The organism is Myceligenerans crystallogenes (genome assembly GCF_039529775.1).
Lineage (GTDB): Bacteria > Actinomycetota > Actinomycetes > Actinomycetales > Cellulomonadaceae > Myceligenerans > Myceligenerans crystallogenes.
Genome location: NZ_BAAANL010000010.1, coordinates 19,278 through 44,632, shown reverse-complemented (window position 1 = coordinate 44,632; position 25,355 = coordinate 19,278). Strand labels below are relative to the sequence as shown.

Sequence of the window (25,355 nt, the reverse complement as noted above, 5' to 3'; positions counted from 1 at the left end):
GCGACGATCCGGGGAGCACTCCATGGAGCATGCCGACGCCGACAGCACCACCTCCGCCCGCAGCGGGCGCCCGACCACCGGCCTCTGGCTGATCGGGGCGCGCGGCTCGGTGGCCACGACCGCCGTGCTGGGCCTCGCCGCCCTCGCGGGCGGTCACGCCGCACCGACCGGCTGCGTCACCGCGCGCGACGACGTCGCCGCCCTCCCCGGCCACGCCGCCCTCCCGGACTTCGACGGCATCGTCGTGGGCGGTCACGACGTGTCCCACCACCCCCTGCCCAAGCGGGCCGAGGCCCTGGCCGACGCACGCATGATCCCCGCCCACCTGGTCACGCTCACGCGGGACGCCCTCGAGGCCGCCGACGCCGAGGTCCGGCCCGGTCACGACCCCGCCCGCCCGGAGGGCAGCGGCCAGGCCGTCGCCGAGCGCCTCGCGGCCGACATCGTCGCCTTCCGCGAGCGCCACGGCCTGGAGCGGGTCGTCGTCGTCGACGTCGCGTCGACCGAGCCGCTGCCCGAGCCGGCCCCGGAGCACGACGACCCCGGGCTGCTCCTCGCCGCGCTCGCGGACCCGGACCGGGCCCCGCTGCCGGCGTCGTCCCTCTACGGCTACGCGGCGATCCTCGCGGGCGCGCCCTACGCCGCCTTCACGCCGAGCGCGAGCGTCGCGCTGCCCGCCCTGGCCCGCCTGGCGGCCGAGCGCGGCGTCCCGGTCGCGGGGCAGGACGGCAAGACCGGCCAGACCTGGCTGCGGACCGTGCTGGCGCCCGCGTTCGCGGCGCGCAACCTGCGGGTCCTGTCCTGGGCGGGCGCGAACCTGCTGGGCGGGGGTGACGGCGCCACGCTCGCCGACCCGGACGCCGTCGGCTCGAAGCTGAGCAGCAAGTCGCGCGGGCTGCGCGCCCTCACCGGCACCGCCACGACGCCGCTGCACATCGACAACGTGCCCGACCTCGGCGAGGTGAAGGTCGCGTGGGACCACGTGCACGCCGAGGGGTTCCTCGGCTCGCGGCTCACCCTGCAGACCACGTGGAGCGCCTACGACTCCGTGCTCGCCGCTCCCCTGGTGCTCGACCTGACGCGGCTGCTCGCCCTCGCGGACGCGGCGGGCCTCGCGGGTCCCGTGCCCGAGCTCGGGTTCTTCTTCAAGGATCCGTGGGGCTCGGACGTCCACGACGCCGCGGCGCAGGATCGCGCGCTGGTGGACTGGCTGCGCGACACGGCCGCCAAGGTGCGCGCGACGGACGGCGCCCGAGGCGGCGCGGCGCACGAGGCGGCCCGGTGACGCCGTCGGACCTCGCGGAGCTGGTCCGGCTCCCGGCCGTGCTGACCGTCGTCGGCGACACGCTCGCCGGGCGGGCGGCGGCCCTGGGCCGCGGGACGACGACGCCCGTCCCGGGCGTCTCCCGCGGGCCGGGCAGGGCGCGCTTCCTGCTGCTCCCGGCGGCGTCGTCGTGCCTGTACCTGGCCGGGATGGCGCTCAACGACTGGGCGGACCGCGACCTGGACGCCGTCGAGCGACCCGAGCGGCCGATTCCGTCGGGACGCGTCACGCCACGCGCGGCGCTGGTCACGGGAGCCGTGCTGACCGGCGCGGGGATCGCCGCCGCCGGGCTGGCGACCGGGCGCCGCGGCGCCGTCGTCGCCTCCGGGATCGCGGCCGGGGTCTGGGCCTACGACACGGTGCTCAAGCACCATCCCGTGCTCGGCCCGGCCGCGATGGCCGCGTGCCGCGGCCTGGACGTGCTGCTCGGCGCCACGACCGGCAGCCTCCGCGCGGCCCTCCCGGCCGCGTCCGGCGTGGCCGCGCACACCGCGGCGGTCACGGTGCTGTCCCGCGGCGAGGTCCGGGGGACGACGACGGCCGTGGCGGCGTCGGTCGCGGGCGTGACCCTCGCGGGGGCGCTCCTGCCCGTCGTGACCGCGCCCGCCGGGCGTGCCGAGGCGACGGGTGGCCCGGGGGCCGCGCCCGCCGTGGCCGGGCATGCCGCACGCGCGGCGACCGCCCTCGCGGCCGGACGTCCCGCGCGCGCGGCGGCCGCCCTCGCGGCCGTCGCGTACGCCGCCTCCTGCCTGCCGGGCCAGCTCCGGGCCGCTGCGGCGCCGACGGCGGGCGCCGCGCGCTCCGCCACCCGCGCGGGGCTGCAGGCGATGATCCCCCTGCAGGCGACCTGGGCCGCGCGCTCCGGCCGCCCGGTGACGGCCCTGGCGCTGGGCGGGGTGGCCGCGGCCGGGCACCTGCTGCGCCTGCGGGGCCGGGCCCGGGGCAGCAGGCAGGTGAGCATCACATGAGGCCGCCGTTCCTGCTCGGCTACGGCACCAACGGGCTGGGCGACCACCCGCTGCCGGACGCCCTCGCGCTGCTCGACGCCGCCGGGTACGACGCCGTCGCGCTGACCGTCGGCTTCCCCCACCTGGATCCCCTGTCGGCGCCGCCGGCCGCCGTGCGGGACGCCGTCGCGCGGCTCGCGGCGATGCGCGGCGGCGCCGGGGCCGGGGTCGTCGTCGAGACCGGCACCCGCTACCTCCTGGACCCGGCGCGCAAGCACCGGCCCGCCCTCGTGGACCGCGAGGCAGAGCCCCGGATGCGCTATCTGGTCCGGGCCATCGAGGTGGCGGCCGAGCTCGGCGCGCACTGCGTGTCGTTCTTCTCGGGCGTCCTGACGGACGGCGACCGGCCCGCCGAGGGCCGGGCCCGGCTGCTCGGCAGGCTGCCGGTGCTCCTGGAGCACGCGGCGGCGCGCGGCGTGCCGCTGGCGCTGGAGCCGGAGCCCGGGATGCTCGTCGAGACGGTCGAGGACGCGCTGCGGTTGCGCCGCGACCTGGGCGATCCGCCCGGCCTGGGGCTCACCGTCGACGTCGGGCACTGCCTCGTCGTCGAACCCGGCGGCGTGGAGGCCGCCCTGCGCGCCGCCGCGCCCGTGCTGCGCAACGTGCAGCTCGACGACATGCCCCGCACCCACCACGAGCACCGCCCGTTCGGCGAGGGGGACCTCGACCTGCCCGCCACGCTCGCGACGCTGGCGGACATCGGTTACCGGGGTGTCGCCGCCGTCGAGTTGCCGCGGCACTCCCATGCCGCGCCCGGCCTGGTCACCGCGTCGATCGAGGCCCTGCACCGGGCCTGGAAGGAGGTCTCCCCGTGACCGACGTCCCGACCGGCGGCGCGGCCTCCCGCGCCCAGGACCCGCCCGGCCCGGCCCGCGCCCATGCCCTGGCACTGGATCCCGCGGCGCTGCGCCCGTTCCTGCGCGACCCGGACTGGCTCGACGCGGCACGCGACGCCGTCGCCGCGGATCCGGCGGCGCTCCCCCGCCGCTTCGCGCTCGCCGGGCGCCGCGCCGGGCGCGGGCCGCTGCACCCCGTCGCCGACCCGTCCGGCGTCGTCCACGGCACGGCCGACGACGCCGCCCGCGCGGCCCTCGTCGTCGCGCTCGCGACGGTCGCCACCGGTGAGATCACCACGTCCGCGATCGCCGCCCCGGAGCTCGCCGCCCTGCTCACGACGCTCTACGACGAGGGCGACACCGCCGAACGGCGCGGCGTGCTCCGCGGCCTCGACGCGCTCGCCGTGCGCGGCACCCTCCCCGAACCGCTGGTCACCGCGGGCATCCCGCTCGCCGAGGACGCCCTGCGCGCGAACGACACCAGCCTCGTCGCGGCGGGCGCCGGGCCGTTCGGCGGGCGCCACCTGGACGCGCACACCTGGCGGCACGCCGTGCTGAAGCTCGTGTTCCTGGGCGTGCCGCTGGACGCCGTCGCGCACCTCGCCGAGCGGGCCGACGCCGAGCTCGCCCGCATGGCCCGCGACCTGGCCGCCGAGCGCCGCGCCGCCGGCCGCGACGTCCCGCCCGACCTCGCCCGGCTGCTCGGCGGGCTGCCCGCCGGGGCGGTCCCGCCCGCCGGCACGAGCACCACCACGAACTCCCCCGCGCCCCGCACCACGAAGGAGTGAGCATGCGCATCCTGGACCCGCACATCCACATGACCAGCCGCACCACCGACGACTACGAGGCCATGTACGCCGCGGGCGTCCGCGCCGTCGTCGAGCCCGCCTTCTGGCTCGGGCAGCCCCGCACGTCCGCCGCCTCGTTCACCGACTACTTCGACTCCCTCGTGGGCTGGGAGAGGTTCCGCGCCGCCCAGTTCGGGATCCGGCACCACGCCGCGATCGCGCTCAACCCGAAGGAGGCGAACGACCCGCGCTGCCGCGACGTCCTCGCCGAGATCCCGCGCTACCTGCTCAAGGACGGCGTGGTCGCGGTCGGCGAGGTGGGCTACGACTCGATGACGCCCGCCGAGGACGAGGTGTTCGCCGCCCAGCTCGCGATGGCCCGCGACGCGGACCTGCCGGTCCTGGTGCACACGCCGCACCGCGACAAGCTCGCGGGCACGCGCCGCACGCTCGACGTCGTGCGCGAGTCGGGGCTGCCGCCCGAACGGGTGCTCGTGGACCACCTCAACGAGACCACGGTCGCCCTGGTGCACGACGCCGGGATGTGGGCCGGGTTCTCCGTCTACCCGGACACCAAGATGGACGAGCGCCGCACCGTCGCGCTGCTGCGCGAGTACGGCACCGCGCGGATGATCGTGAACTCCGCCGCCGACTGGGGCCGCTCCGACCCGCTGAAGACGGCCCGCACGGGCCGCGAGATGCTCGCCGCCGGGTTCACGGACGACGACGTCGACCAGGTCCTGTGGCGCAACCCGGCCGCGTTCTACGGGCAGTCGGGGAACCTCGTGCTCGACCCGGTGCCGGGGTTCGTGGCCGGCGCACCGCCCGCGCCCGGCGTGGAGTTCGAGGGCTCGTCCGTGCTGCGCGGCGTGCGGGCCTAGGGGGCGACGATGCATCTGTCCTACTGCACCAACGTGCACCCCGCCGAGGACCTGGACGGCGTGCTCGCCCAGCTGGCCGCGTACGCCGGGCCGGTGCGCGAGGCCGCCGGGCTGGACGTGCTCGGCGTGGGGCTGTGGCTGCCCGCGCGGGTCGCGCTCGGGCTCGACGGGTCGGCGTCCGACGTCGCCCGGCTGCGCGGCACCCTCGCGGACCTCGGCCTCGAGGTCCGCACCCTCAACGCGTTCCCGTACGGCGGCTTCCACAGCGAGGTGGTGGGCCGGTCCGTCTACCGCCCGACCTGGGCGGAGCGCGCCCGCCTGCAGTACACGCAGGCCTGCGCGCGCGTGCTCGCCGCACTCCTGCCCGACGACGCCGCCGGGTCGATCTCGACCCTGCCGCTCGCCTGGCGCGCGCCGTGGACGCCCGCCGACGACGACGAGTCGGCCCGGGCCCTGGCCACCCTGTCCCGTGACCTGCGGGACCTGGCCGACCGGACCGGGAAGGTCGTGCGGATCGCCGTGGAGCCCGAGCCCGGCTGCGTGCTCGACACCGTGGACGACGTCGTCGGCTGGCTCGCCGCGCGGACGGACCCCGCCGGACCGGCCGAGCGGCGGATCGACCCGGAGCACGTCGGCGTCTGCCTGGACACGTGCCATCTGGCGGTGTCCTTCGCGGACCCGGCCGGCGCCGTCCGGCGGATCGCGGACGCGGGGCTGCGGGTCGTGAAGGTGCAGGCCTCCGCGGCCCTCCACGTGGACGAGCCGGGACGGGCGAAGTCGCGCGCCGCCGTCGCCCGGTTCGCCGAACCGCGGTACCTGCACCAGGTGCGGGAGCGGACGCCGTCGGGCACCGTGCTGGCGGCCGACGACCTCGGCGAGGCGCTCGGCACCGCCCCCGGGCGCCCGGGCCTGCCGGGCGAGGGACCGTGGCGCGTGCACTTCCACGTGCCGCTGCACGCCCGGCCGGAGCCGCCGCTGGCGGCGACCACCGGCGTGCTGCGCGAGGCGGTCGCCGCGGTGCGCGCCACCCCGCACGGCGACGAGGCGCACCTGGACGTGGAGACGTACACCTGGACGGTGCTGCCCGCGGGAGCCGCGGGCCCGGGCCTCACCGGCCCTGGTGGCCCCGGCGGCACGGGCGGCCCCGGCGGGGACGACGACGGCCTCGTGGCGGGCATCGCCGCGGAGCTGCGATGGGCGCGCGAGCACCTGACGGACGCACGGGAGAAGGAGATCGTCGGATGAGGCAGGTCCTGCTGCTCGACGTCGTCGGGCTGACCGAACGCGCCCTGGCGCACATGCCGCGGCTGACCCGGCTGGCGCGCGGGGGCTGGTCCTCGCGGCTCGGCACGGTGCTGCCCGCGGTGACGTGCACCGTGCAGTCGACGATGCTGACGGGGCTCGCGCCGCGCGACCACGGCATCGTCGGGAACGGCTGGTACTTCCGCGACCTGGGCGAGATCCATCTCTGGCGGCAGCACAACCGGCTGGTGGGCGGGGAGAAGCTGTGGGAGACGGCCCGCCGGGCCGAACCCGGCTACCACGCCGTGAACGTCTGCTGGTGGTACGCGATGGGGATGACCACGCAGGTCACGGTGACTCCCCGGCCCGTCTACCACGCGGACGGGCGCAAGTCCCCGGACGCGTACGTCCGCCCGGCCGCGCTGCACGACGAGCTGACCGGCGCGTTCGGCGACTTCCCGCTGTTCCGGTACTGGGGGCCGACGGCGTCGATCGACTCGACGCGGTGGATCGTGTCGGCCACCCGGCACCTGCTCACCACCCGCGCGGCCGACCTGACCCTGGCGTACGTGCCGCACCTGGACTACGACCTGCAACGGTTCGGCCCCGAGTCCCCCGAGGCCGACCGCGCCGCGGCCGACCTCGACGTGGCGCTGACGCCCCTCCTGGACCAGGCGGAGGCCGACGGCGTGACGGTCGTGGCGGTCTCGGAGTACGGGATCGGGCCGGTGTCGCGGCCCGTCCACCTGAACCGGCTGCTGCGGCGCGAGGGCCTGCTGGAGGTGTACGCCCAGCAGGGCCGCGAGCTGCTGGACCCGTGGACGTCGCGGGCGTTCGCCGTCGCCGACCACCAGGTGGCGCATGTCTACGTGGCGGACCCGGCGGACGTGCCGCGCGTGGCGGCGCTGCTGCGGGACGAGCCCGGCGTGGACGAGGTGCTGGACCGCGCGGCGCAGGCGGCCTACGGCCTGGACCACGAGCGATCGGGCGAGCTGGTGGTCGTGGCCGAGCCGGACGCCTGGTTCACCTACTACTACTGGCTGCGGGACGACCGGGCCCCGGAGTTCGCCCGCGGCGTGGACATCCACCGCAAGCCCGGCTACGACCCGGCGGAGCTGTTCTTCGACCCGGCCGACCGGTTCTCGAAGGCACGCGCCGGCCTGAACCTCGTGCGCAAGCAGCTCGGCCTGCGGTACGCGATGAGCACGACGCCGCTGGACGCGACCTGGGTGCGCGGCTCGCACGGGCGGCTGCCGGACTCGGCCGCCGACACCCCGCTGGTGCTGTGCTCCGACCCGGACGTGCCCGCCGTGGTCGCCCGGCAGGTCGCCGACGACGCCGGTCTCGTGCCCGCCGCGGCGGTGCGGGATCTGGTGCTGGAGCTGCAGGGAGTCCGGTGAAACCGTCCCACGTCGCGAGACTCGCGTCTCATTTCCCGCGAGTCTCGCGCTAGGCTCCCTTCATGGCGGAGAACGGTACGGACCAGCAGATCAATCTCGCAGTCGTGGCCGGGGACGGCATCGGCACCGAAGTCGTGGAGCAGGGCCTGAAGGTCCTCGACGCGGTGCTGGCGCCGAGCGGCACCAAGGTCGGCACGACGGAGTTCGACCTGGGCGCGCGCCGCTGGCACGCCACGGGCGACACCCTCACCGACGAGGACCTGGGGCGGATCAAGCAGCACGACGCGATCCTGCTGGGCGCCATCGGCGACCCGACCGTCCCGAGCGGCGTGCTGGAGCGCGGCCTGCTGCTCAAGCTCCGCTTCACGCTGGACCACTACGTGAACCTGCGCCCGTCCAAGCTCTTCCCGGGCGTGAGGAGCCCGCTCGCCGAGCCCGGCGAGGTGGACTTCGTCGTCGTCCGCGAGGGCACCGAGGGCCCGTACACCGGCAACGGCGGCGCGCTGCGCGTCGGCACGCCCGCGGAGATCGCGACCGAGGTATCGGTGAACACCGCGTTCGGCGTGGAGCGCGTGGTGCGCGACGCCTTCGCGCGCGCCGCGAAGCGCGAGCGCAAGCACCTCACGCTCGTGCACAAGCACAACGTGCTGGTGCACGCCGGCCACCTCTGGCGCCGCACGGTCGAGGCCGTCAACGCGGAGTTCCCGGACGTCACCACGGACTACCTGCACGTGGACGCGGCCACGATCTTCCTGACGACGAACCCGAGCCGGTTCGACGTGATCGTCACCGACAACCTGTTCGGCGACATCCTCACGGACCAGGCCGCGGCGATCACGGGCGGGATCGGGCTGGCGGCGTCCGCCAACATCAACCCGGACCGCACCGCGCCGTCGATGTTCGAGCCGGTGCACGGCTCCGCCCCGGACATCGCGGGGACCGGCAAGGCCGACCCCACCGCGACGATCCTGTCGGTCGGGCTGCTGCTGGACCACCTGGGCCGCGCGGAGGAGTCCGCCGCGGTCCAGGCGGCCGTCTCCGCGGACCTCGTGGAGCGGGCGACGACGTCCTCCGTACGCACCACGGCGCAGATCGGCGCCGACATCGCGGCCCGGGTCGCGGGGTAGCACAACCCCACGGCCGGGCTCGTCGCCCGGCCGCAGGGTGTGTCCTCACAGGACAGGTCCCCTTCACCGGCCGGGCATGGAACACTGACTTCATCCGGTGAAAGGCTTCTGATCATGACCACTATGTCCCACCAGCACACCCTCCCGGCGGAGCTCGACGATCTCGTGGCCCGCTACGAGGTCCGGCGCAACGAAGCGCCGAAGCCCGCGCAGGAGCGCGCAGCCCTCCTCGCCGCACCCAAGTTCGGCACCGTCTTCACCGACCACATGGCCCGCGTCACCTGGCGCGCCGCCGACGGCTGGACGGACCGCCGCGTCGAGCCCTACGGCCCGCTGCAGCTCGACCCGGCCACCGCCGTGCTGCACTACGCCCAGGAGATCTTCGAGGGCATGAAGGCGTACAAGCACGCCGACGGCTCCGTCTGGGGTTTCCGGCCCGAGCAGAACGCGCAGCGGTACGCGCGGTCGGCGCACCGGCTGGCGCTGCCGGCGCTGCCCGAGGAGGACTTCCTGGCCTCGCTCGTCGCGCTCGTGCGGACCGATCTCGACTGGGTGCCGGACGGCGAGGACTCCTCGCTGTACCTGCGGCCGTTCATGTTCGCGAGCGAGGCGTTCCTCGGGGTGCGGGCGGCGAACGTGGTGGAGCACCTCGTCATCGCCTCGCCAGTGGGGCCGTACTTCGCCAGCGGCGTCAAGCCGGTGTCGATCTACCTGTCGGACACCTACCACCGGGCCGGCGCGCCCGGCGGCACGGGCGACGCGAAGTTCGGCGGCAACTACGCGGCCAGCCTGCTGCCGCAGCAGGAGGCCCAGGCCAAGGGCTTCGACCAGGTGTGCTTCCTGGACAGCGCGACGAGCACCTACCTCGAGGAACTCGGCGGGATGAACGTCTTCCTGGTCATGGAGGACGGCTCGCTGCACACGCCGCAGCTCGGCTCCATCCTGGAGGGCATCACGCGCAGGTCGGTGCTGCAGCTCGCGGCCGACCGCGGCCACGAGGTCGTCGAGCGGCGCATCCCCGCGGCCGAGCTCGTGGACGGCCTGGCGTCCGGGCAGGTCAAGGAGTTCTTCGCGTGCGGCACGGCGGCGGTCGTGACGCCGATCGGGCGGTTCGCGTCGTCGGACTTCGACGTCACGGTGGGCGACGGCGGCTCGGGCGAGCTGACGATGGCGCTCCGCACCGAGCTGACCGACATCCAGTACGGCCGCGCGGAGGACCGCCACGGCTGGATGCGCCGCCTGGCCTGACCTTCTCCTGATCAGCCCCCGCCCAGGAACTCCCGGGCGGGGGGCTGACGCCGCCTGACGCCGACCACGAGGTTGGCCTCACGACCACGAGGTTGCGGCGCATCGCGCGAGTCGCGCGGACGCCGACCTCGTGCCCGGGAAGCCAGCCTCGTGGTCGCTTCACCCGCGGCGGCGGGTGAGGGGCACCCGGGAACGGGTGACGAGCCAGGCGGCGGAGATCGCCAGGACCGGGACCGCCAGGACCAGGAGGGCGACCTGACCCCACGGGACGACGAGGGGGAGGTCCGAGTTCAGCTCGAACGCGAGCCCGAGCGGGATGCCCGCGAGAACTCCGAGCAGCGTTCCGGTGACGGATATGGCCCCCGCCTGGGCGGCCACGACCCGTTTCCGGGCGGACGGCGTGGCGCCGATCGCGGCGAGCGCAGCCAGATCGGGCCGGGAGTCGATCGCGGACAGGGCCACCGCCGACCAGGTGCCGGTGAGCGCGAGGAAGAGGGCGGCAGCAGCGATCACCAGGATGGTGAACCATCCGTTGTCCGCCGGGATGTGGGATCCCTCGACCGTCGCCCCGATATGGACGTCATCCGCCTTGACGGTGGCGTCCTCGCCGTCAGGCCTGAGCCCCGCGGCAGCGAGGTGCTGCAGCAGCAGTGCTCCCTGAGCGTTGGCAAGGTCGGAAGGGATATCGGCCATGGCGATGTAGGCGCCGACTCCGGTACCCGTCGCTCCCAGCTCACCGATCAACGAGGGTGGGATCAACGGCAGGTTGCCGACGACCTCGCCGACGTCTCCGATCGCCGTCGCGGGGAGCGGGACGCCGGTAGGGCCACCGGCATCCACCATGATTCCGTCGCGCTCGTCGTACCGGCCGATGTTCACGCGGATGGTGCCGTCCTCGAAGACGTGATGACGCGGCGCGACCACCCGGCCCTGGGACAGTGCCGTGCGGATCGCGGCGTGGTGCCGTTCCGGTACGCCCAGCGCGCGCAGGAGGCCAGGGTCGTCACCATCCGTGACGGTGAGCTTGGTCGCGGGGCTCTCGTCCCCGTAGAAGTTGAGTCGTTGTGCCTCGTGGACATAGACGCTGATGGAGAGGCCGTCGCTGTTGACGGGGATCCGGACCGGAATCATCGGTCCCGCGTCCGGGAACGACCGTGCGACGACATCCGAGAGCTTCGCGGCCGCGTCCTCGTCGATGACCTGTCCGAACCCGGCCGCTTTCATCACGAGGGCCCCTTCGGCCGCCTGCGGGATGTTCCCCCTGAGCATCGACGCCCGGGACCCGGCGAACGTCGTCAGCGCGGTCGCCGCGACGGCCACCGCGACGATCACCGCGGCGATGGCCGGGACTGTCCGGCCACGCTGGCGCGAGGCGTCGCGCAACGCGAAGCGCCAGGTCCACGGGGCGCGGACGGCGAACCGGCCGAGCAGGCCCACGATCCCTCCGCACGCCAGGACAAGTCCCAGGGCCGTGACGACGATGCCGGCGCTGATGCCGATCACCTGATGGGCCAGCCCGGACGCGACAGCCAGGCAGATGCCACCGACAGCCGCGACCGAGCCGATGACCGTCGGAACCGGGCTCGCGGCGCCGGCCGGTCGCCGACCCGACAGGACCTCGGCGACGTCGGCGTTCGCCGCGCGCCGTGCCGGTGGCCATGCGGCGGCCACGGCAAGGCCGACGCCGATCAGGGCAAGCACCGCGACGCCGGCCCAGGGGATCTCGAGCACGGACACGGTGCCAGGCGCCACGGCGATCAGCAGCAGGGTGGCCGCGATGCCGAGCCCGACGCCGACGACGGCGCCGATCGCCCCCGCGAGGACTGCGCGCGCGAGCATCACGGTGCGCAGGGCGGAGGCGGGTGCACCGTTCACCGCCAGCAGGGCGAGGGACCGCGTGTCGCGCCTCGCGCCGATGGCGAACGCGGGGCCGATCAGCCAGATCGCCTCGAGAACTCCGACGATGATCATCGCCACGGTGACGGCGAGGGTCTCCCTGTCGAGCCGGGGGTCCGATCCGAGAACCCCGGATTCGTCGTCGTGCCCGGTCATGGTGCCCAGGACATGCCGGCTCGTGACGAAAGCCCCTGCGTCGTTCAACGCTTCGACGTCCGACCAGGTCACAGGGCTGTCGCCAGACACGTACCACAGGGGGTGGTCCGAGCTCCTCCGCTCGACCTCCCTCGGCGGGGTCAGCGGTCCCGGCTCGCCGAACAGGACGGCGGTGTCCTCCTGCGCGTCACGGATCAGACCCGTCACGCCGACGATCGTTGCCGGCGAGAGGTCTCCGGCGACCTCCACCTCGATCGTGTCGCCGATCTCGTAGCCCAGCCGGGCCTGGTAGCTGGTGACCATCACCTCGCTCCCGGCCGCGGGGTACCGCCCGTCGAAGAGCGGGAAGCGCGCGGCGACCGCGGGATCCTGGAGGTCGGCCTGGACCGCGGCGTTCCGGATCGGAACCCCCTCACGGTGGATCAGCACCTCGCCCTCCAGCATCCGGCTCATCCTGGTGCCGTCCGGGAGAGCCGCCGAGATGCTGCGTTCGAGCTCGGTGTACGAGGTCGACCTGGGTCCGCTGCTCTCGCGGCCCATCCGCCCGTCGACGGCCGGCGGTTCCTGTGCGACCCGGCCACCCACCCCTTCGATCTTCGCCTGAAGTTCCGGTCCGAGCTCGGCCTCGATGTCACCGGGCCCGTACACCTCGTTGGACGCAAGCGCCGTCACCACGAAGCTCCCGGCCCCCACCGTCAGGGCCACCATCAGCACCACGAGAACGGTCCGCCCGAGATGCCGCCGCGCATCCCGCCGCGCCAGTCGCATCCCCAGCCGCCGGTGCGCCACGGCTCGTGCGATCGCCCCGCTCACGCGTCCGCCTCCATCAGGTCCGCCGGCTCCCCGGCGCCGTCGGACCTCAGGATCCGCCCGTCCCGCAGGTGGATCGTCCGGTCCGCCCACGCGGCATGGCGTGCGTCGTGGGTGACGAGCAGCCCGGCCGCCCCGGCGTCGATCCGGTCGCGCAGCAGCCGCATCACGGCGTCGCCGGTCACGGAGTCCAGCGCCCCCGTCGGTTCGTCGGCGAGGACGAGCTGCCGCCGCCCCACCAGCGCCCGCGCGATCGCGACCCGCTGCTGCTGACCGCCCGACAGATCCTCCGGAAAACGATCCCGCGCGGATTCCAGCCCCACCAGTACCAGCGCGGCGATCGCCCGCTCGCGAGCCACCCCCGCGCGCACGCCGTCCAGCTCCAGCGGCAGCGCCACGTTCTCCGCGGCCGTCAGCGCGGGCACCAGGTTCAGGTCCTGGAACACGTACCCCACGTCCTGCCGTCGCACCTCCGCGCGTTCCGCCGCGCCGAGCCAGGCGATCTCCCGCCCGCACACCTGCACGCTGCCCGACGTCGCCGTGTCCAGCCCGCCCGCCACGTTCAGCAGCGTCGACTTGCCGGACCCCGACGGCCCCATCACGGCGACCAGCTCACCTTCGCGCACGGTGAGCGACACCCCGGCCAGCGCGACGACCTCACCCGCTCCCTGCCCGTGGACCCGGACCACGCCCGTCATCTCCAGCACGACGCTCATCGCGCGCCCCCTTCCTTCACGTTCCTGGGTTCGGTGTTCCTGGCTCCGCGGGCGCTCTCCGCCGCCTCGACATGGTCGAGCCAGCGCGCCTCCGCCTCGGCGGCGAAGATCTGCGCGTCGACCACGAGGGCCCGCGCGGGTTCGGCGGCGGCATCGATCTCCCGCTTGGCCCGGGTCAGCGCGCGCAGCGCGCGCATCGTCTCGGCCCGCTGCTCCTGGACGACGACGGCGACGTCGACCCCGGGCGCCGTCACGGCGAGGGCGACCTTCATCGCGAGCTCGTCCCGTTCGGCCCTGCCGCGCGGGACGGGCGTGCCCCACCAGCTCGTGGCGGCCGCGCGCCCGGCGTCGGTGAGCCGGAAGACCTCGGCCGGCCGGGCGGCGTCGTCGGACACGGCCTCGCCGGGGAGGGGCTCGACGAGACCATCGCGGTGCAGGCGGCCGAGGGTCGTGTAGGCCTGGCCGATGTTGAGCGGCCACGTGCCGCCGGTACGGCGCTCGAACTCCTGGCGGAGCTGGTAGCCGTGCATGGGTCGCTCGCTGAGCAGCGCGAGAAAGCCCTGACGGACGGACATGGACCACCTCCGATGGTTACTCGGTAAGTATGCACGAGGCATGCTTACCCGGTAACTACCGAGGGTGTCAACGACCGGGTCGCCGGCGGACGGGGGTCACCGCGCCCAGGCACACGAAGGGCGCACCGCCCGGCCGTGACGAAATGATTCGACACGGCCGTACGGCGCGCCCGCGGCGGCTCCGGAAGCGGCCGATCCCCTGACCGGCGCGCTCCGGACCCGGATCAGCTCGGGTACAGCACCTCGAAGCGCTCCACCACGATCGGCATGTCCGGCGCGAACTCGCGCCCCTCGCTCAGGTACCGGCGGAAGAACGACTCGTGGTCGGCGCGCCAGGACTCCAGCGTGGCGTCGCCCTCCCCCTCGGCCTCGGCGATGTCGTCGTCGATCTCGTCGAACGGGAGGATCTCCACGCTCGTCGAGCGGATCAGCGCGCGCGGCTGGCCCGAGCCGTCGAGCAGGATCGACAGCTCGCCGGCCTCCGGCAGCGGCTCACCCGCGTCCTCGTAGTCCCAGGCGGCCGACGACGTCGCCGTCTTCGTGCCGTCCAGCACCAGGTCGAGCAGGTCGTCGGCCTGCTGCGGGTCCTCGCCGAACGCCCACGCGGGCGGCGGCACCGTCTCCGAGGCGAGCACGCCGGTCACGACGCCCGTCTTGGCCATCCCGGCGTAGGGCCGCACCATCTCCCAGAAGTCCTGGACGGCGGCCGCGACGTCGTCGTCCTCGTCGGAGTCGTAGGCGAAGTCGCCGGGGTCGACGGCGGCGGGGTCGAAGTCGTCGTCCTCGTCGTCCTCGGCGAGCTCGTCAGGCAGGTCCTCGTCGCCGCCGGCCGTCTCGTCGGCAGCCGCCTCGTCCACGACCGCCTTGCCGGCGGCCTCCCCGGCGGTCGCGGTGCCGGCCCCGTCCAGGGGCTCGGCCACGTCGTTCGTCCCGGGTTCACGCGTCTCGTCGCTCACGTGCCCATCCTGCCGCAGAGACGAAGATCATGACCAGTGGATCGCCGGGAGCGGCGGGGCCGGGTGTGACCGATCGGACGCCGCTCGCGGTGCCGCGGAACCTCGCGCGTCCGTAGGCTCGACGACGTGTCCCCCACCTCTCCGGCGTCCACCGGGCGCGCCACCCGTTCCCGAATCGATCCGGCCGTCGTGATCGCCGTCGTCCTGGCGGTCGCGGGCGGCGTCGGGTCCGCCGTGCAGAGCCGGGTCAACGGCACGCTCGCGGGCCATGTGGACAGCGGGTTCCTCGCCGCGGTCATCTCGTTCGGGACCGGGCTCGTACTGCTCTCGGTCGCCATGGCGTTCTCCCGCCGCGGCCGCGCGGGACTGCGCCGGCTCGCCGCCGCCCTGCGCGACGGCGCGCTGCGCCCCTGGCAGGCCCTCGGCGGCGCGGCGGGCGGCTTCTTCGTGGCGAGCCAGGGCCTCGCCGTCGGCTCGCTCGGCGTGGCGGTGTTCATCGTCGCGTTCGTGACGGGCCAGTCGATCGGCTCGCTCGCCGTGGACCGGTTCGGCGTCGGCCCGGGCGGCGTCCGCCTGGTGACGATCCCGCGCGCGGTCGGCCCGATCCTGACGGTCGTCGCGGTCGGGGTCGCGATGGCCGACGACGCCCGGGCGCCGTCGGCCCTGGCGCTGGCCGTACTGCCCCTCCTGGCCGGCGTGGGCTCCGCCTGGCAGCAGGCCGTCAACGGCCGCGTCCGCGCGGCGGCGGGCGACGTCCTGGCCGCCACGTTCGTCAACTTCGTCGTGGGCACGACGGCGCTCGTGGTGGCGCTCGGCATCTCGATGCTGTTCGACGGCGTCCCCGACGGCGCCCTCCCCGCGAACCCGCTGCTGTACACGGGCGGCCTGATCGGCGTCGCCTTCATCGCGATCTCGGCGGCGATCGTGCACCGGATCGGCGTCCTGGTCCTGACCCTCGCAATGATCGCGGGCCAGATCACCGGCGCCCTGGCCCTGGACGTCATCTCCCCCGACGCGGCCCCGCCGGGCCCCCTCACCTACGCGGGCGCGGCCCTCACCCTGATCGCGATCACGATCCCCCTCGCCTTCGAACGCCGCACGGCCGCGAGGTGATCACCTCACGGCCGTGCGTGGTTGCGCTGCTCAGGGTCAGCGCGCGGCCGAACCCTCGACGTAGTCCGTGTCCGAGGGCTTGATCCACGCGAACATCTTGCGGAGCTCGCGGCCCGTCTCCTCGATGGGGTGCTGCTCGCCCTTGGCGCGGAGCTCCTTGAACTCGGGGGCGCCGGCGTCCTGGTCCTTGATGAAGCGGTCGGCGAACGCACCGGACCGGATGTCGCCGAGGACGGCCTTCATGTTCTCCTTGACCTCGGGCGAGATCACGCGCGGGCCGGAGACGTAGTCGCCGTACTCGGCCGTGTCGGAGACGCTCCAGCGCTGCTTCGCGATGCCGCCCTCGACCATGAGGTCGACGATCAGCTTCAGCTCGTGCAGCACCTCGAAGTACGCGACCTCCGGCTGGTAGCCGGCCTCGGTCAGCGTCTCGAAACCGTACTGGACCAGCTGCGACGCGCCACCGCACAGGACGGCCTGCTCGCCGAACAGGTCGGTCTCGGTCTCCTCGGTGAAGGTCGTCCTGATGCCGGCCGCGCGCAGGCCGCCGATCGCCTTGGCGTAGGAGAGCGCCAGGTCCCAGGCGGAACCGGACGCGTCCTGCTCCACGGCGACGATCACCGGGACGCCGCGGCCGTCCACGTACTCGCGGCGCACCAGGTGGCCGGGGCCCTTCGGGGCGACCATGAGGACGTCGTGCCCGGCCTCGGGCTTGATGTAGCCGAAGCGGATGTTGAAGCCGTGCCCGAAGACGAGGGCCGCGCCCTCCTTGAGGTTCGGCGCGATCTCGTCCGCGTAGACGTGGCGCTGGACCTGGTCCGGCGCGAGGATGACGACGACGTCGGCCTCCCGGACCGCGTCGGCGACCGAGGCGACCGCGAGGCCCTGGTCCTCGGCCTTGGCCCGCGAGGAGGAGCCCTCGCGCAGGCCGACGGTGACGTCGACGCCGGAGTCGCGCAGGTTCAGCGAGTGCGCGTGACCCTGGCTGCCGTAGCCGATCACCGCCACCTTCTTCTGCTGGATGATCGACAGGTCGGCGTCGTCGTCGTAGAACAGCTCAGCCACGGTTCATGCTCCTTGTTCGGTTCGGATGGTCAGAAGTCTTGTGCGCCGCGGGCCCGGCCGCACGCCGGTCTCACGGAAAAGGCGTGCGCCCAGGTCAGGCCGAGTTGGTTCGCCGCCTGAGCCCGTCGATCCGCTGCGGGCGGGGGCCTCGTTCGCCGGCCCCCGCCCTCCGCTCACGACGGTCTCATGCGGACCGGACCACGCGCTCCAGCGCGCGGTCCGTGATCGACCGCGGCCCGCGGCCGATCGCCAGCGTCCCGGACTTGACGATCTCGCGCACGCCGTGCGGTTCCAGCGCCGCCAGCAGGGCGTTGAGCTTGGCGCTCGTGCCTGTGGCCTCGATGACCACGGAGTCCGGCGTGACGTCGACGACGTGCGCCCGGAACAGCTCGACCACCTCGAGCACCCCGGACCGGCTCGCGGCGTCGGCCCGCACCTTGACGAGCAGCAGCTCGCGCTGGACGGAGACCTCGGGGTCGAGCTCCACGATCTTGATGACGTGCACCAGCTTGTTGAGCTGCTTGGTCACCTGCTCCAGCGGGTGTTCGTCCACGTCCACCACGACGGTGATGCGGGAGATCTCCTCGTGTTCCGTGGGCCCCACCGCGAGGGAGTGGATGTTGAACGCACGGCGGGCGAACAGGCCCGCGACGCGCGTGAGCACGCCGGGCTTGTTCTCCACCAGGACGGAAAGGGTGTGACGGCTCATGATCTTCTCAGTCCTCACGGTCCCACGCCGGCGAGATGCCGCGCGCGTACTGGATGTCGTCGTTGCTCACGCCCGCCGCGACCATGGGCCACACCATCGCGTCACGCGAGACGGTGAAGTCCACCACCACCGGCCGGTCGTCGATCTCCCGCGCCTGCTTGATCGCGGCGTCGACCTCAGACTCCTTCTCGACCCGGATGCCCGCGCAGCCGTACGCCTCCGCGAGCTTCACGAAGTCCGGGATGCGCACCGTGTCGTGGCCGGTGTGCAGGTCGGTGTTGGAGTAGCGCTCGTTGTAGAACAGCGTCTGCCACTGCCGCACCATGCCGAGCGACGAGTTGTTGATGATCGCGACCTTGATCGGGATGTCGTTGATCGTGCAGGTCGCGAGCTCCTGGTTGGTCATCTGGAAGCAGCCGTCGCCGTCGATCGCCCACACCTCGGCGTCGGGCTGCCCCACCTTCGCGCCCATCGCGGCGGGCACGGAGTAGCCCATCGTGCCCAGGCCGCCGGAGTTGATCCACGTGCGCGGCTTCTCGTAGCGGATGAACTGCGCGGCCCACATCTGGTGCTGGCCGACGCCGCCCGCGTAGATCGCGTCCGGGCCGACGAGCTCGCCGAGCCGCTGGATGACGTGCTGCGGGGCGAGGTGACCGTCGTCGGTGCCCGTGTACCCCAGGGGGTAGGTCTCGCGCCAGCCGTCCACCTGACGCCACCAGCCCTCGAGATCCGGCTTGCCGTGCGCCTCGTGCTCCTTGGCGAGCTCCGGCAGCAGGTCGGCGATCACCTCGCGCAGGTCCCCCACGATCGGCACGTCGACGGCGCGGTTCTTGCCGATCTCCGCCGGGTCGATGTCCGCGTGGATGACGGCGGCCCGCGGCGCGAACGAGGACAGCTTGCCCGTCACGCGGTCGTCGAACCGCGCGCCGAGCGCGAAGATCAGGTCCGCCTTCTGCAGCGCGGCCACGGCCGGGACCGTACCGTGCATGCCGGGCATGCCGAGGTTCTGCGGGTGCGAGTCCGGCACGGCGCCGCGGGCCATCAGCGTGGTGATGACCGGCGCGCCCGACAGGTCCACCAGCTGGCGCAGCAGCTCCGACGCCCCGGACCGCACGATGCCGCCGCCCACGTACAGCACCGGCCGGCGCGCCGTGGCGAGCAGCTTGGCGGCCTCGCGGATCTGCTTCGCGTGCGGCTTGGTCACCGGGTGGTAGCCCGGCAGGTTCAGCTCCTGCGGCCAGGAGAACTCGGTGCGCGCCTGCATCGCGGACTTCGCGACGTCGACCAGCACCGGGCCCGGACGGCCGGTCGAGGCGATGTGGAACGCCTCGGCGATCGTGCGCGGGATGTCGTCGGGGTTCGTCACGAGGAACGAGTGCTTCGTGATGGGCATCGTGATGCCCACGATGTCCGCCTCCTGGAACGCGTCCGTCCCGATCGCGGCCTCGGCCACCTGGCCGGTGATCGCGACCATCGGGATGGAGTCCATGTGCGCGTCGGCCAGCGGCGTGACCAGGTTCGTCGCCCCCGGGCCCGACGTCGCCATCGTCACGCCCACCTTGCCGGTCGCGTGCGCGTAGCCCGACGCCGCGTGCCCGCCGCCCTGCTCGTGCCGCACCAGGATGTGGCGCAGCCGCTCGGAGTCCATCAGCGGGTCGTAGGTGGGCAGGATCGCGCCGCCGGGAATCCCGAAGACCGTCTCGACGCCTACCTCCTCGAGGGACCGGACGAGGGACTGCGCGCCGGTCACCTCCTCGACGGTGACAGCCTTCGCACGGAGGTCCGCGCGAACCTGCTCACGCGCCTCGGCGCGCGCCGCGAGCTGGGCCGGTGTCGGTGTGGCGGTCATGATCGATCTCCTGCCGTCGCGCCCTGGGAGGGGGCCTGCGAGTTATCCGGACAACAAGAAACCCCTCGGTCGTCCGTGGACGACAGGCGAGGGGTGAGCGCGCTGACGAAGCCTGCGAGTGGCCTCAGTCGGCGCGCTCGGGAAGTACTACGAGGATCGTCTGCACGTCATGCACGTTACGCCTCTTCGCCCCCGGTGTCACCTACCGGTCGGAAGATCCCACGATCCGAGATACGCGTGGGCACAGCCGGGCCGGGTCTGCTCCTCAGCGCAGTTCCCGACGCCGGAAGACGAGCGACCCGACGACCACCGCCACGGCCACGACACCCAGGACGACCAGTCCCCCCATCCACCAGGGCCCGGCCCCGCCGGGCGTCAGGGCGACGGCGTGCGGCCCCGCGAGCCACGCCCGCGCGTTCATCGTCAGGGACCACTCCGGCGCGTCCAGTCCGCGGCACACCCGCTCGATCGTGGCCAGGGCGATGCACAGCACGAGCGTCGCCACGGGCCAGCGCCCGATCATCGTGCCCAGCGCGCCGCCGAGCGCCCCCGCGGCGGCCGCGAGCGCCAGGACGCGGAGCCCGGTCCAGGCGAGTTCCGCGGCGAGTCCGGCCGTGTCCGGCCCGGCGCCGTCGGCCGGCATGCCCGCCGCGGCGTGCACGCCCCAGGCCCCGCCCGCGTACAGCAGGTACGCCGCCGCCACGGCGGGCACGACGACGAGCGCCGCGGCGGAGACCTTCGTCCGGTAGACGACCTCGCGCCGCGGTTCGACGGCGAGCATCGCCCGCAGCTCCCCGCTCGCTCCGGCGACGAGCACGATCCCGGCGATCGCCGCGGGCATCACGAACGCGAGCGCCCCGCTCGCGAACCCGCCGTCGGCGACCCGCTCGGCCAGGGTGCGCCCGTCGTCGTCGAGCACCATGACCCCGAGCAGCACGACGACGGCCACAAGCAGCAGACCCGCGACCCACCACCCACGTGCCCGCCCGGCAAACCGCTGAAGTTCCTTGAATACGCCCCGCACGATCCCCCCTCGGATTTACACACCCCTGCTCACTGGGGTCAGTAGCAGTTCGAATCCATTCGAATCCCGGATCTGCGGCACTGCGGTGCTACTGATCCTTGGTCAACGGCTGGAGTTCAGCCAGTGGCAGTCAAGGGGTTCGTCAGGTAGCGGAGGAGGACGCAGTTCCCGATGGCCCGGGTCTCGGCGAGGGTCATGGGGTGGCCGGCGTCCTGCGGGAACGTCCCCGGCCGGACGAATCGCGGGGCGTCCGGGTCGCCGACGAAGAACGGGGCGTAGACGAGCTGGAGCTCGTCGACGAGCCCGGCGGTGAGGAACATCGTGTGGATCGCGCCGCCGCCCTCGACCATGAGCCGGCCGATCCCGCGGCCGGCGAGATCTTCCAGGAGCTTGTCCGGCGTGACCTCCGCGCCCAGGGACACGACGGTCGCGACCTCGGCCAGCCGGGCAAGGCCCGGTGCGGCGGCGCCGGCGGTGTAGACGATCTTGTCGCCGTCGCCCGTGAAGAACCGCGCCCCGGGATCGAGGTCGCCCGCCGTCGTGACGGTGACCTTCACGGGAGTGGCGGGCCTGCCGTCCGCGACCCGCCCGGCCCGCCGTTCCCCGGAGCGCACCACGAGCCGCGGGTCGTCGGCCCGGATCGTGTTCGCCCCGACCAGGATCGCGTCGACGCCGGCGCGCACCTCGTCGACCCGGTCGAGGTCCTCCTCGTTCGACAGCAGCAGCCGGTCCGCGCTGCTGTCGTCGATGTACCCGTCGAGCGACGCGGCCGCGGAGAGCAGCACGTACGGTCGTCGCGTCATCCTCGTCGCCGGCACCCCCCTCACCAGGACCCGGCCCCCATGACCGACGTCTCCGGCGGCTCGACGCCGAGCCGCTCGCGCAGCACCGTCAGGTCGTACGTCCGCTCCATCGCCAGGTGGCTCAGCGCGTACCGCGACAGCCGCGGTTCCCTCCCGGTCCAGGACGCGACCCGCTCGGCCAGCACCGCCGCCCGCCGCACCGTGCGCTCCGGCAGCGGCACCACCTGGACGTGCCGCCCCCGCGCCAGCATGAGCAGTTCGACGATCGGCTTGAGCCGTACGGGCTCGGCGTCGGCCACGTTGGCGACCAGCGGGACCCCCGCCGCGACCTCCGGCGCGATCTCGGCCTCCAGGGCGGCGTTCACGGCGGCGGCGAGCGTGTCCACGTGCGTCAGGTGGTGCATGGTCGCGCCCCCGCCCGGCAGCGGCAGCCACCGGTCCGCCACCAGCACGGACTCCAGCCGCGGCAGCAGCGTCGTGTCCCCCGGCCCGTAGATCGCGTGCGGCCGGAGCACCACGACCGGCCCGCGATCGGGCTCGGAGGCGCTCGCCGCGAGCCACCGCTCGGCCGCCGCCTTCGTGGCCCCGTAGGCGTTGAGGTAGCGGATCCGCCACGCGCCGGCCCGCGCCGTCGGCCCCTGGTCCTCCCGGATCCGCACGCTCGGCGTCGTCGGGTCGTAGACGCTCCCCGACGACACGTGCACGAACCGCGCCTTCTCGAACGTCGCGCGCACCGCGCGCGTCCCCTCGACGTTCACCACCCACGCCGCCGCCTGCGATCCGCCGTCCCCGACGGCCGCCGCGCAGTGCACGACGACGTCCACGTCCCCCGGGTGCGCCCGCCCGGTCAACGGCCCGTCCCGCAGGTCCCAGGCCACGTGCCGCACGCCGTCGGGCAGCGCGGCGGGCACCCGCCGCGAGCAGGCGACGACCTCGTGCCCGCGCCCGGCCAGGTCACGCACGACGGCGCCCCCCACGAACCCGGACGCCCCGGTCACCACCACCCGCATACGCTCCCCCTCGGCTCGCGCGGACGAATCTGCAGTCCGAACCGTACCGCCCGCAGGTGACGATCCCGTCTCACCGAGGCGCCCGATCCGCGGCCCGGGGACGCTGCTCGCGCCACGTCGGTCCCGGACGCGCTCGCGGCCCGTTCGGGCGCCGAGCCCGTCCGGCGGCTCAGGCGGTCGTGATCGCCGCGGCCAGGGCCGCGCGGTCGGGCTTCCGCGAACGTCCCGCGAGCGGGACGTGCGACGCCTCGACGATCAGGTCCGGGAGGGCGCCGTGGTCGAGGATCCCCGCGAGCCGCGGGGCAGTCGCCCGGGTCAGGGCGGTATCGGTCGTGATCCGCACGCCGCCCGACGGCGTCCGCCCGGCATCGCGTGCCGGGTCCGACGCCGCCGGGGCGGGGTCCGGGACCAGAACCAGGGCGACCTTCTCGTCGCCGTCCACCTGCGGGAGGCCGATCAGGAGGGCGTCCGCGACACCGGGCAGCGCACGCAGGCGCGGCTCGAACAGGCCGGGGTAGATGTTCACCGTGCCGCGGATGATCATGTCCCGCGTCCGGCCGACCAGGACGAGACGGCCCTGGTCGTCGAGCCGCGCCAGGTCACCGGTACGGTGCTCCGCCGCGCGCGGGCGCCCGGCGTCGCGGTCGGCGAGGTAGCCGGCCATGAGCGAGGGGCCGGCGAGGACCAGCTCGCCGACGCCGTCGTCGTCCGGGGCATCGATCCGCGCGGTGACGCCGCGCAGCGGCGTGCCGACGAGATCGCCCGACGACGCCGCGCCCGCCGCGACCTTCGCCGTCCCGTCGACCACGGCGGCCGGGAGCATCTCCGTGGCGCCGTAGACGCAGATCCAGCGGGTGCCCGGGACCAGGCGCGTGGCGCGCTCCATGAGCGCCGGGGTGACGGGGGCGGCACCGACCGCCATGATCCGCGGGCCGGCCGCCGAAGGGTCCGGGGCCCGCGTCGCCGCGGCGTTCCCGGCCACGAACGGCGCGGATCCGTGACCGTCGGCGCGCCCTGCCTCGACGACGTCGAGCAGCGCGGTGACGTCCGCGGGAACGGCGAAGGACGAGTCCGCGCCCGCCACGCCCCGGGCGAAGGCCGCAGGGTCGGCGGCGGGCGTGCGCGCGGGGATCTCCCAGGTCCCGCCCGCGAGCATCGCCGGGAGGCCCAGGAACATCTGGTCGGTGTGCGCGCGCTGCCCGGGCCGCAGCTCGCCGAGCCGGCCGAACAGCTCGAGCATGCCGCCGAGCGACGACGTCGTGTGCACCACGGCCTTCGGGTCCGACGTCGTCCCCGAGGTGAACACGACGAGCGCCTCCCGGTCGCCGTCCCGGGAACGGGCCGGCTCATCGCCCCGGCCGGCCTGCTCCGCGCCGAGATCGGGCCCCGCCGGGTTCCCGCCCAGTTCCGTGCCGAGATCGGGCCCCGCCGGGTTCCCGCCCTGTTCCGTGCCAAGATCCGGCCCGGCCGGGTTCCCACCCTGTTCCGTGCCAAGATCCGGCCCGGCCTGCCGACCGCCGGGTGCGGGTCGCGGCCCGCTCCGGTCTCCGCCGAGCTCGGCCCCTCGCCCGCCCGGCGTCGTCGGCCCGAGCCGGGCGACCCGCAGCGCACCGCGCGGCACGCCCGGCAGCCACGACCCGGAGTACAGGTGCCGCACCGGGAGCCGGCCGTAGGCCGGCAGCAGCAGGCCGCGCGACCGGGCGATCCGGGACAGCGGGCCCGACGACGCCGCGTACAGCAGCGCCTCGGTCGCCGCCCACCGCGGGTTCGCCGCCGCGAGCCGCGCCTCGAAGAGCTCCGGCGTGGAACCGGGATCCACGAAGACGATGACTCCCCCGATCCGCAGCGCCGCCAGGATCAGCACGATCCCCTCGGGGCGCGGGCGGATGCTGAACAGGACCCGGTCGCTGGGCACCATCCCGGCGGCCGACAGCCCGGCGGCGGTACGCCCGACCCGGTCGGCGAGGTCCCGGAACGTCACCTCGTCCCGGACCCGCGCGCCCCGGCGGCTCCCCCGTGCCCCCGGATACGGGTCGCCGAACCACCGCATCGCGACGCCCGCGGGATCGATCCGCCCCTCACGGACGGCTTCGATCAACTCATCGACGAACAGATCCTCCGCCACACCACAAACCTACTAGGGCGCCGACCATGTCATGCCGGTCGACGGAATCGTTGCCATCGACCCAGATGACATGGTCGGCGGCAGGCCGGAAGCGGCCGGAAGCCGGGCCACCCTTCTCGGACGGCCTCTCAGGTGAGCGCCGGGACGTTCCCCGCTCGCACGACCGGCGACGGGCGCGGCAGCAGATCGCGGGTCCCGTGCGGAATGTGGCGCGTGCAGCGCCGGATGCGGCCCAGCGCCAGGCGGGACCCCGTGACCAGCCCGTACGTGCGCACGGCCTGGAGTCCGTAGGCGCTGCAGGTGGGCGTGTACCGGCAGCGCGTGGGCAGCCGCGGCGAGATCCACCTCTGGTACAGCCGGATCGCGGCCATCCCCGCGAGCCGCGGCACGGACCACCAGCGCACCGGCGGCGGCGGTGCCGCGCCCCCGGGCGGCGCGGCCAGGGCCACGCGGTCGACGAGGTCCGCCGCCGCGTACGCCGCCGCCGTCCGGTCGAAGGTCTCGTGGGACCCGGTCCGACGCCGACGCCGTCCGCGCTTCTTGTCCTTCCGGTCGGGCAGGAGGTCGCACGCGTCGCAGCCGCTCAGCAGGTCCCACCAGCACCCGCGGGAGCCCGAGCCCCGCCCGCCGCCCCCGCAGCCGTCGTTGTCGCCGCAGCCGTCGCAGCCGAGATCGCAGTCCACGGCCCGGATCCT

The 25,355-nt window shown here is 74.4% G+C and carries 22 protein-coding genes; 10 read left to right on the top strand and 12 right to left on the bottom strand.

Going from position 1 to position 25,355, the window contains the following annotated elements:
• Positions 1-22 precede the first annotated feature (22 nt).
• From ABD208_RS19115 to ABD208_RS19075, 9 genes are all read left to right on the top strand, one after another.
• Entirely contained in the window at positions 23-1,285 is a 1,263-nt protein-coding gene (locus ABD208_RS19115) for an inositol-3-phosphate synthase (RefSeq protein WP_344106120.1), read from the top strand.
• Complete coding sequence (locus ABD208_RS19110; protein ID WP_344106117.1) at positions 1,282-2,292, top strand: SCO3242 family prenyltransferase; 1,011 nt, start codon at positions 1,282-1,284, stop codon at positions 2,290-2,292. The genes ABD208_RS19115 and ABD208_RS19110 overlap by 4 nt, the downstream gene beginning before the upstream one ends.
• Positions 2,289-3,146, top strand: coding sequence for a sugar phosphate isomerase/epimerase family protein (locus ABD208_RS19105; RefSeq protein WP_344106115.1), 858 nt, complete (start codon positions 2,289-2,291; stop codon positions 3,144-3,146). Before ABD208_RS19110 ends, ABD208_RS19105 begins: the two co-directional genes overlap by 4 nt.
• Entirely contained in the window at positions 3,143-3,955 is an 813-nt protein-coding gene (locus ABD208_RS19100) for an EboA domain-containing protein (RefSeq protein WP_344106113.1), read from the top strand. The genes ABD208_RS19105 and ABD208_RS19100 overlap by 4 nt, the downstream gene beginning before the upstream one ends.
• A gap of 2 nt (positions 3,956-3,957) precedes the next feature.
• Positions 3,958-4,836, top strand: a complete 879-nt coding sequence (locus ABD208_RS19095; RefSeq protein WP_344106111.1) for a TatD family hydrolase — start codon at positions 3,958-3,960, stop codon at positions 4,834-4,836.
• Between the two features lie 9 nt (positions 4,837-4,845).
• The gene (gene eboE, locus ABD208_RS19090) at positions 4,846-6,081 is read left to right on the top strand and encodes a metabolite traffic protein EboE (RefSeq protein WP_344106109.1); all 1,236 of its coding nucleotides are present in this window, start codon (positions 4,846-4,848) and stop codon (positions 6,079-6,081) included.
• Complete coding sequence (locus tag ABD208_RS19085; protein ID WP_344106107.1) at positions 6,078-7,478, top strand: alkaline phosphatase family protein; 1,401 nt, start codon at positions 6,078-6,080, stop codon at positions 7,476-7,478. The genes eboE and ABD208_RS19085 overlap by 4 nt, the downstream gene beginning before the upstream one ends.
• Positions 7,479-7,540: 62 nt before the next feature.
• Complete coding sequence (locus ABD208_RS19080; protein ID WP_344106105.1) at positions 7,541-8,605, top strand: 3-isopropylmalate dehydrogenase; 1,065 nt, start codon at positions 7,541-7,543, stop codon at positions 8,603-8,605.
• A 114-nt stretch (positions 8,606-8,719) separates the two neighbouring features.
• Positions 8,720-9,853, top strand: coding sequence for a branched-chain amino acid aminotransferase (locus ABD208_RS19075; protein ID WP_344106103.1), 1,134 nt, complete (start codon positions 8,720-8,722; stop codon positions 9,851-9,853).
• Positions 9,854-10,012: 159 nt separating this feature from the next.
• Here the strand turns inward: ABD208_RS19075 and ABD208_RS19070 are convergent, their stop codons facing one another.
• The 4 genes from ABD208_RS19070 to ABD208_RS19055 all read right to left on the bottom strand — a co-directional run bounded on the left by ABD208_RS19070 (position 10,013) and on the right by ABD208_RS19055 (position 14,962).
• Positions 10,013-12,718, bottom strand: a complete 2,706-nt coding sequence (locus ABD208_RS19070) for an FtsX-like permease family protein (protein ID WP_344106101.1) — start codon at positions 12,716-12,718, stop codon at positions 10,013-10,015.
• A complete protein-coding gene (locus ABD208_RS19065; RefSeq protein ID WP_344106099.1) occupies positions 12,715-13,431 on the bottom strand; it encodes an ABC transporter ATP-binding protein in 717 nt (238 codons plus the stop codon). The genes ABD208_RS19070 and ABD208_RS19065 overlap by 4 nt, the downstream gene beginning before the upstream one ends.
• The gene (locus ABD208_RS19060) at positions 13,428-14,006 is read right to left on the bottom strand and encodes a PadR family transcriptional regulator (protein ID WP_344106097.1); all 579 of its coding nucleotides are present in this window, start codon (positions 14,004-14,006) and stop codon (positions 13,428-13,430) included. Before ABD208_RS19060 ends, ABD208_RS19065 begins: the two co-directional genes overlap by 4 nt.
• 224 nt (positions 14,007-14,230) lie before the next feature.
• Entirely contained in the window at positions 14,231-14,962 is a 732-nt protein-coding gene (locus tag ABD208_RS19055; RefSeq protein WP_344106095.1) for an ASCH domain-containing protein, read from the bottom strand.
• A gap of 126 nt (positions 14,963-15,088) precedes the next feature.
• On the opposite strand from ABD208_RS19055, the gene ABD208_RS19050 reads away from it, so the two are divergent.
• A complete protein-coding gene (locus ABD208_RS19050) occupies positions 15,089-16,075 on the top strand; it encodes a DMT family transporter (RefSeq protein ID WP_344106093.1) in 987 nt (328 codons plus the stop codon).
• A gap of 36 nt (positions 16,076-16,111) precedes the next feature.
• Here the strand turns inward: ABD208_RS19050 and ilvC are convergent, their stop codons facing one another.
• The 8 genes from ilvC to yidD form a co-directional block, all read right to left on the bottom strand.
• Positions 16,112-17,140, bottom strand: a complete 1,029-nt coding sequence (gene ilvC, locus ABD208_RS19045; protein ID WP_344106091.1) for a ketol-acid reductoisomerase — start codon at positions 17,138-17,140, stop codon at positions 16,112-16,114.
• A gap of 184 nt (positions 17,141-17,324) precedes the next feature.
• Positions 17,325-17,849: an acetolactate synthase small subunit gene (gene ilvN / locus ABD208_RS19040; protein WP_344106089.1), complete on the bottom strand. Its 525-nt coding sequence runs from the start codon at positions 17,847-17,849 to the stop codon at positions 17,325-17,327.
• A gap of 7 nt (positions 17,850-17,856) precedes the next feature.
• Positions 17,857-19,698 (bottom strand): acetolactate synthase large subunit, encoded by a 1,842-nt coding sequence (locus ABD208_RS19035; RefSeq protein WP_344106087.1) that lies wholly within the window; start codon positions 19,696-19,698, stop codon positions 17,857-17,859.
• 265 nt (positions 19,699-19,963) lie between these two features.
• The gene (locus ABD208_RS19030; RefSeq protein WP_344106085.1) at positions 19,964-20,722 is read right to left on the bottom strand and encodes a hypothetical protein; all 759 of its coding nucleotides are present in this window, start codon (positions 20,720-20,722) and stop codon (positions 19,964-19,966) included.
• Between the two features lie 116 nt (positions 20,723-20,838).
• Entirely contained in the window at positions 20,839-21,525 is a 687-nt protein-coding gene (locus ABD208_RS19025) for a RibD family protein (protein WP_344106083.1), read from the bottom strand.
• A 20-nt stretch (positions 21,526-21,545) separates the two neighbouring features.
• Positions 21,546-22,535, bottom strand: coding sequence for an NAD-dependent epimerase/dehydratase family protein (locus ABD208_RS19020; RefSeq protein ID WP_344106080.1), 990 nt, complete (start codon positions 22,533-22,535; stop codon positions 21,546-21,548).
• A 169-nt stretch (positions 22,536-22,704) separates the two neighbouring features.
• Positions 22,705-24,660 carry a class I adenylate-forming enzyme family protein gene (locus ABD208_RS19015; RefSeq protein WP_344106078.1) on the bottom strand — a complete coding sequence of 652 codons (1,956 nt, stop codon included), beginning with the start codon at positions 24,658-24,660 and terminating at the stop codon, positions 22,705-22,707.
• A gap of 128 nt (positions 24,661-24,788) precedes the next feature.
• A complete protein-coding gene (gene yidD, locus ABD208_RS19010; protein ID WP_344106075.1) occupies positions 24,789-25,343 on the bottom strand; it encodes a membrane protein insertion efficiency factor YidD in 555 nt (184 codons plus the stop codon).
• Between the last annotated feature and the right edge of the window lie 12 nt (positions 25,344-25,355).

What these genes read in the sequence shown, in the direction of transcription:
- ABD208_RS19065 (WP_344106099.1), bottom strand. Translation starts at nt 13,431, where the DNA reads ATGAGCGTCGTGCTGGAGATGACGGGCGTGGTCCGGGTCCACGGGCAG.
- ABD208_RS19020 (WP_344106080.1), bottom strand. Translation starts at nt 22,535, where the DNA reads ATGCGGGTGGTGGTGACCGGGGCGTCCGGGTTCGTGGGGGGCGCCGTC.
- ABD208_RS19080 (WP_344106105.1), top strand. Translation starts at nt 7,541, where the DNA reads ATGGCGGAGAACGGTACGGACCAGCAGATCAATCTCGCAGTCGTGGCC.
- ABD208_RS19085 (WP_344106107.1), top strand. Translation starts at nt 6,078, where the DNA reads ATGAGGCAGGTCCTGCTGCTCGACGTCGTCGGGCTGACCGAACGCGCC.
- ABD208_RS19035 (WP_344106087.1), bottom strand. Translation starts at nt 19,698, where the DNA reads ATGACCGCCACACCGACACCGGCCCAGCTCGCGGCGCGCGCCGAGGCG.
- eboE (WP_344106109.1), top strand. Translation starts at nt 4,846, where the DNA reads ATGCATCTGTCCTACTGCACCAACGTGCACCCCGCCGAGGACCTGGAC.
- ilvN (WP_344106089.1), bottom strand. Translation starts at nt 17,849, where the DNA reads ATGAGCCGTCACACCCTTTCCGTCCTGGTGGAGAACAAGCCCGGCGTG.
- ABD208_RS19025 (WP_344106083.1), bottom strand. Translation starts at nt 21,525, where the DNA reads ATGACGCGACGACCGTACGTGCTGCTCTCCGCGGCCGCGTCGCTCGAC.
- ABD208_RS19095 (WP_344106111.1), top strand. Translation starts at nt 3,958, where the DNA reads ATGCGCATCCTGGACCCGCACATCCACATGACCAGCCGCACCACCGAC.
- ABD208_RS19075 (WP_344106103.1), top strand. Translation starts at nt 8,720, where the DNA reads ATGACCACTATGTCCCACCAGCACACCCTCCCGGCGGAGCTCGACGAT.
- ABD208_RS19105 (WP_344106115.1), top strand. Translation starts at nt 2,289, where the DNA reads ATGAGGCCGCCGTTCCTGCTCGGCTACGGCACCAACGGGCTGGGCGAC.
- ABD208_RS19115 (WP_344106120.1), top strand. Translation starts at nt 23, where the DNA reads ATGGAGCATGCCGACGCCGACAGCACCACCTCCGCCCGCAGCGGGCGC.
- ABD208_RS19060 (WP_344106097.1), bottom strand. Translation starts at nt 14,006, where the DNA reads ATGTCCGTCCGTCAGGGCTTTCTCGCGCTGCTCAGCGAGCGACCCATG.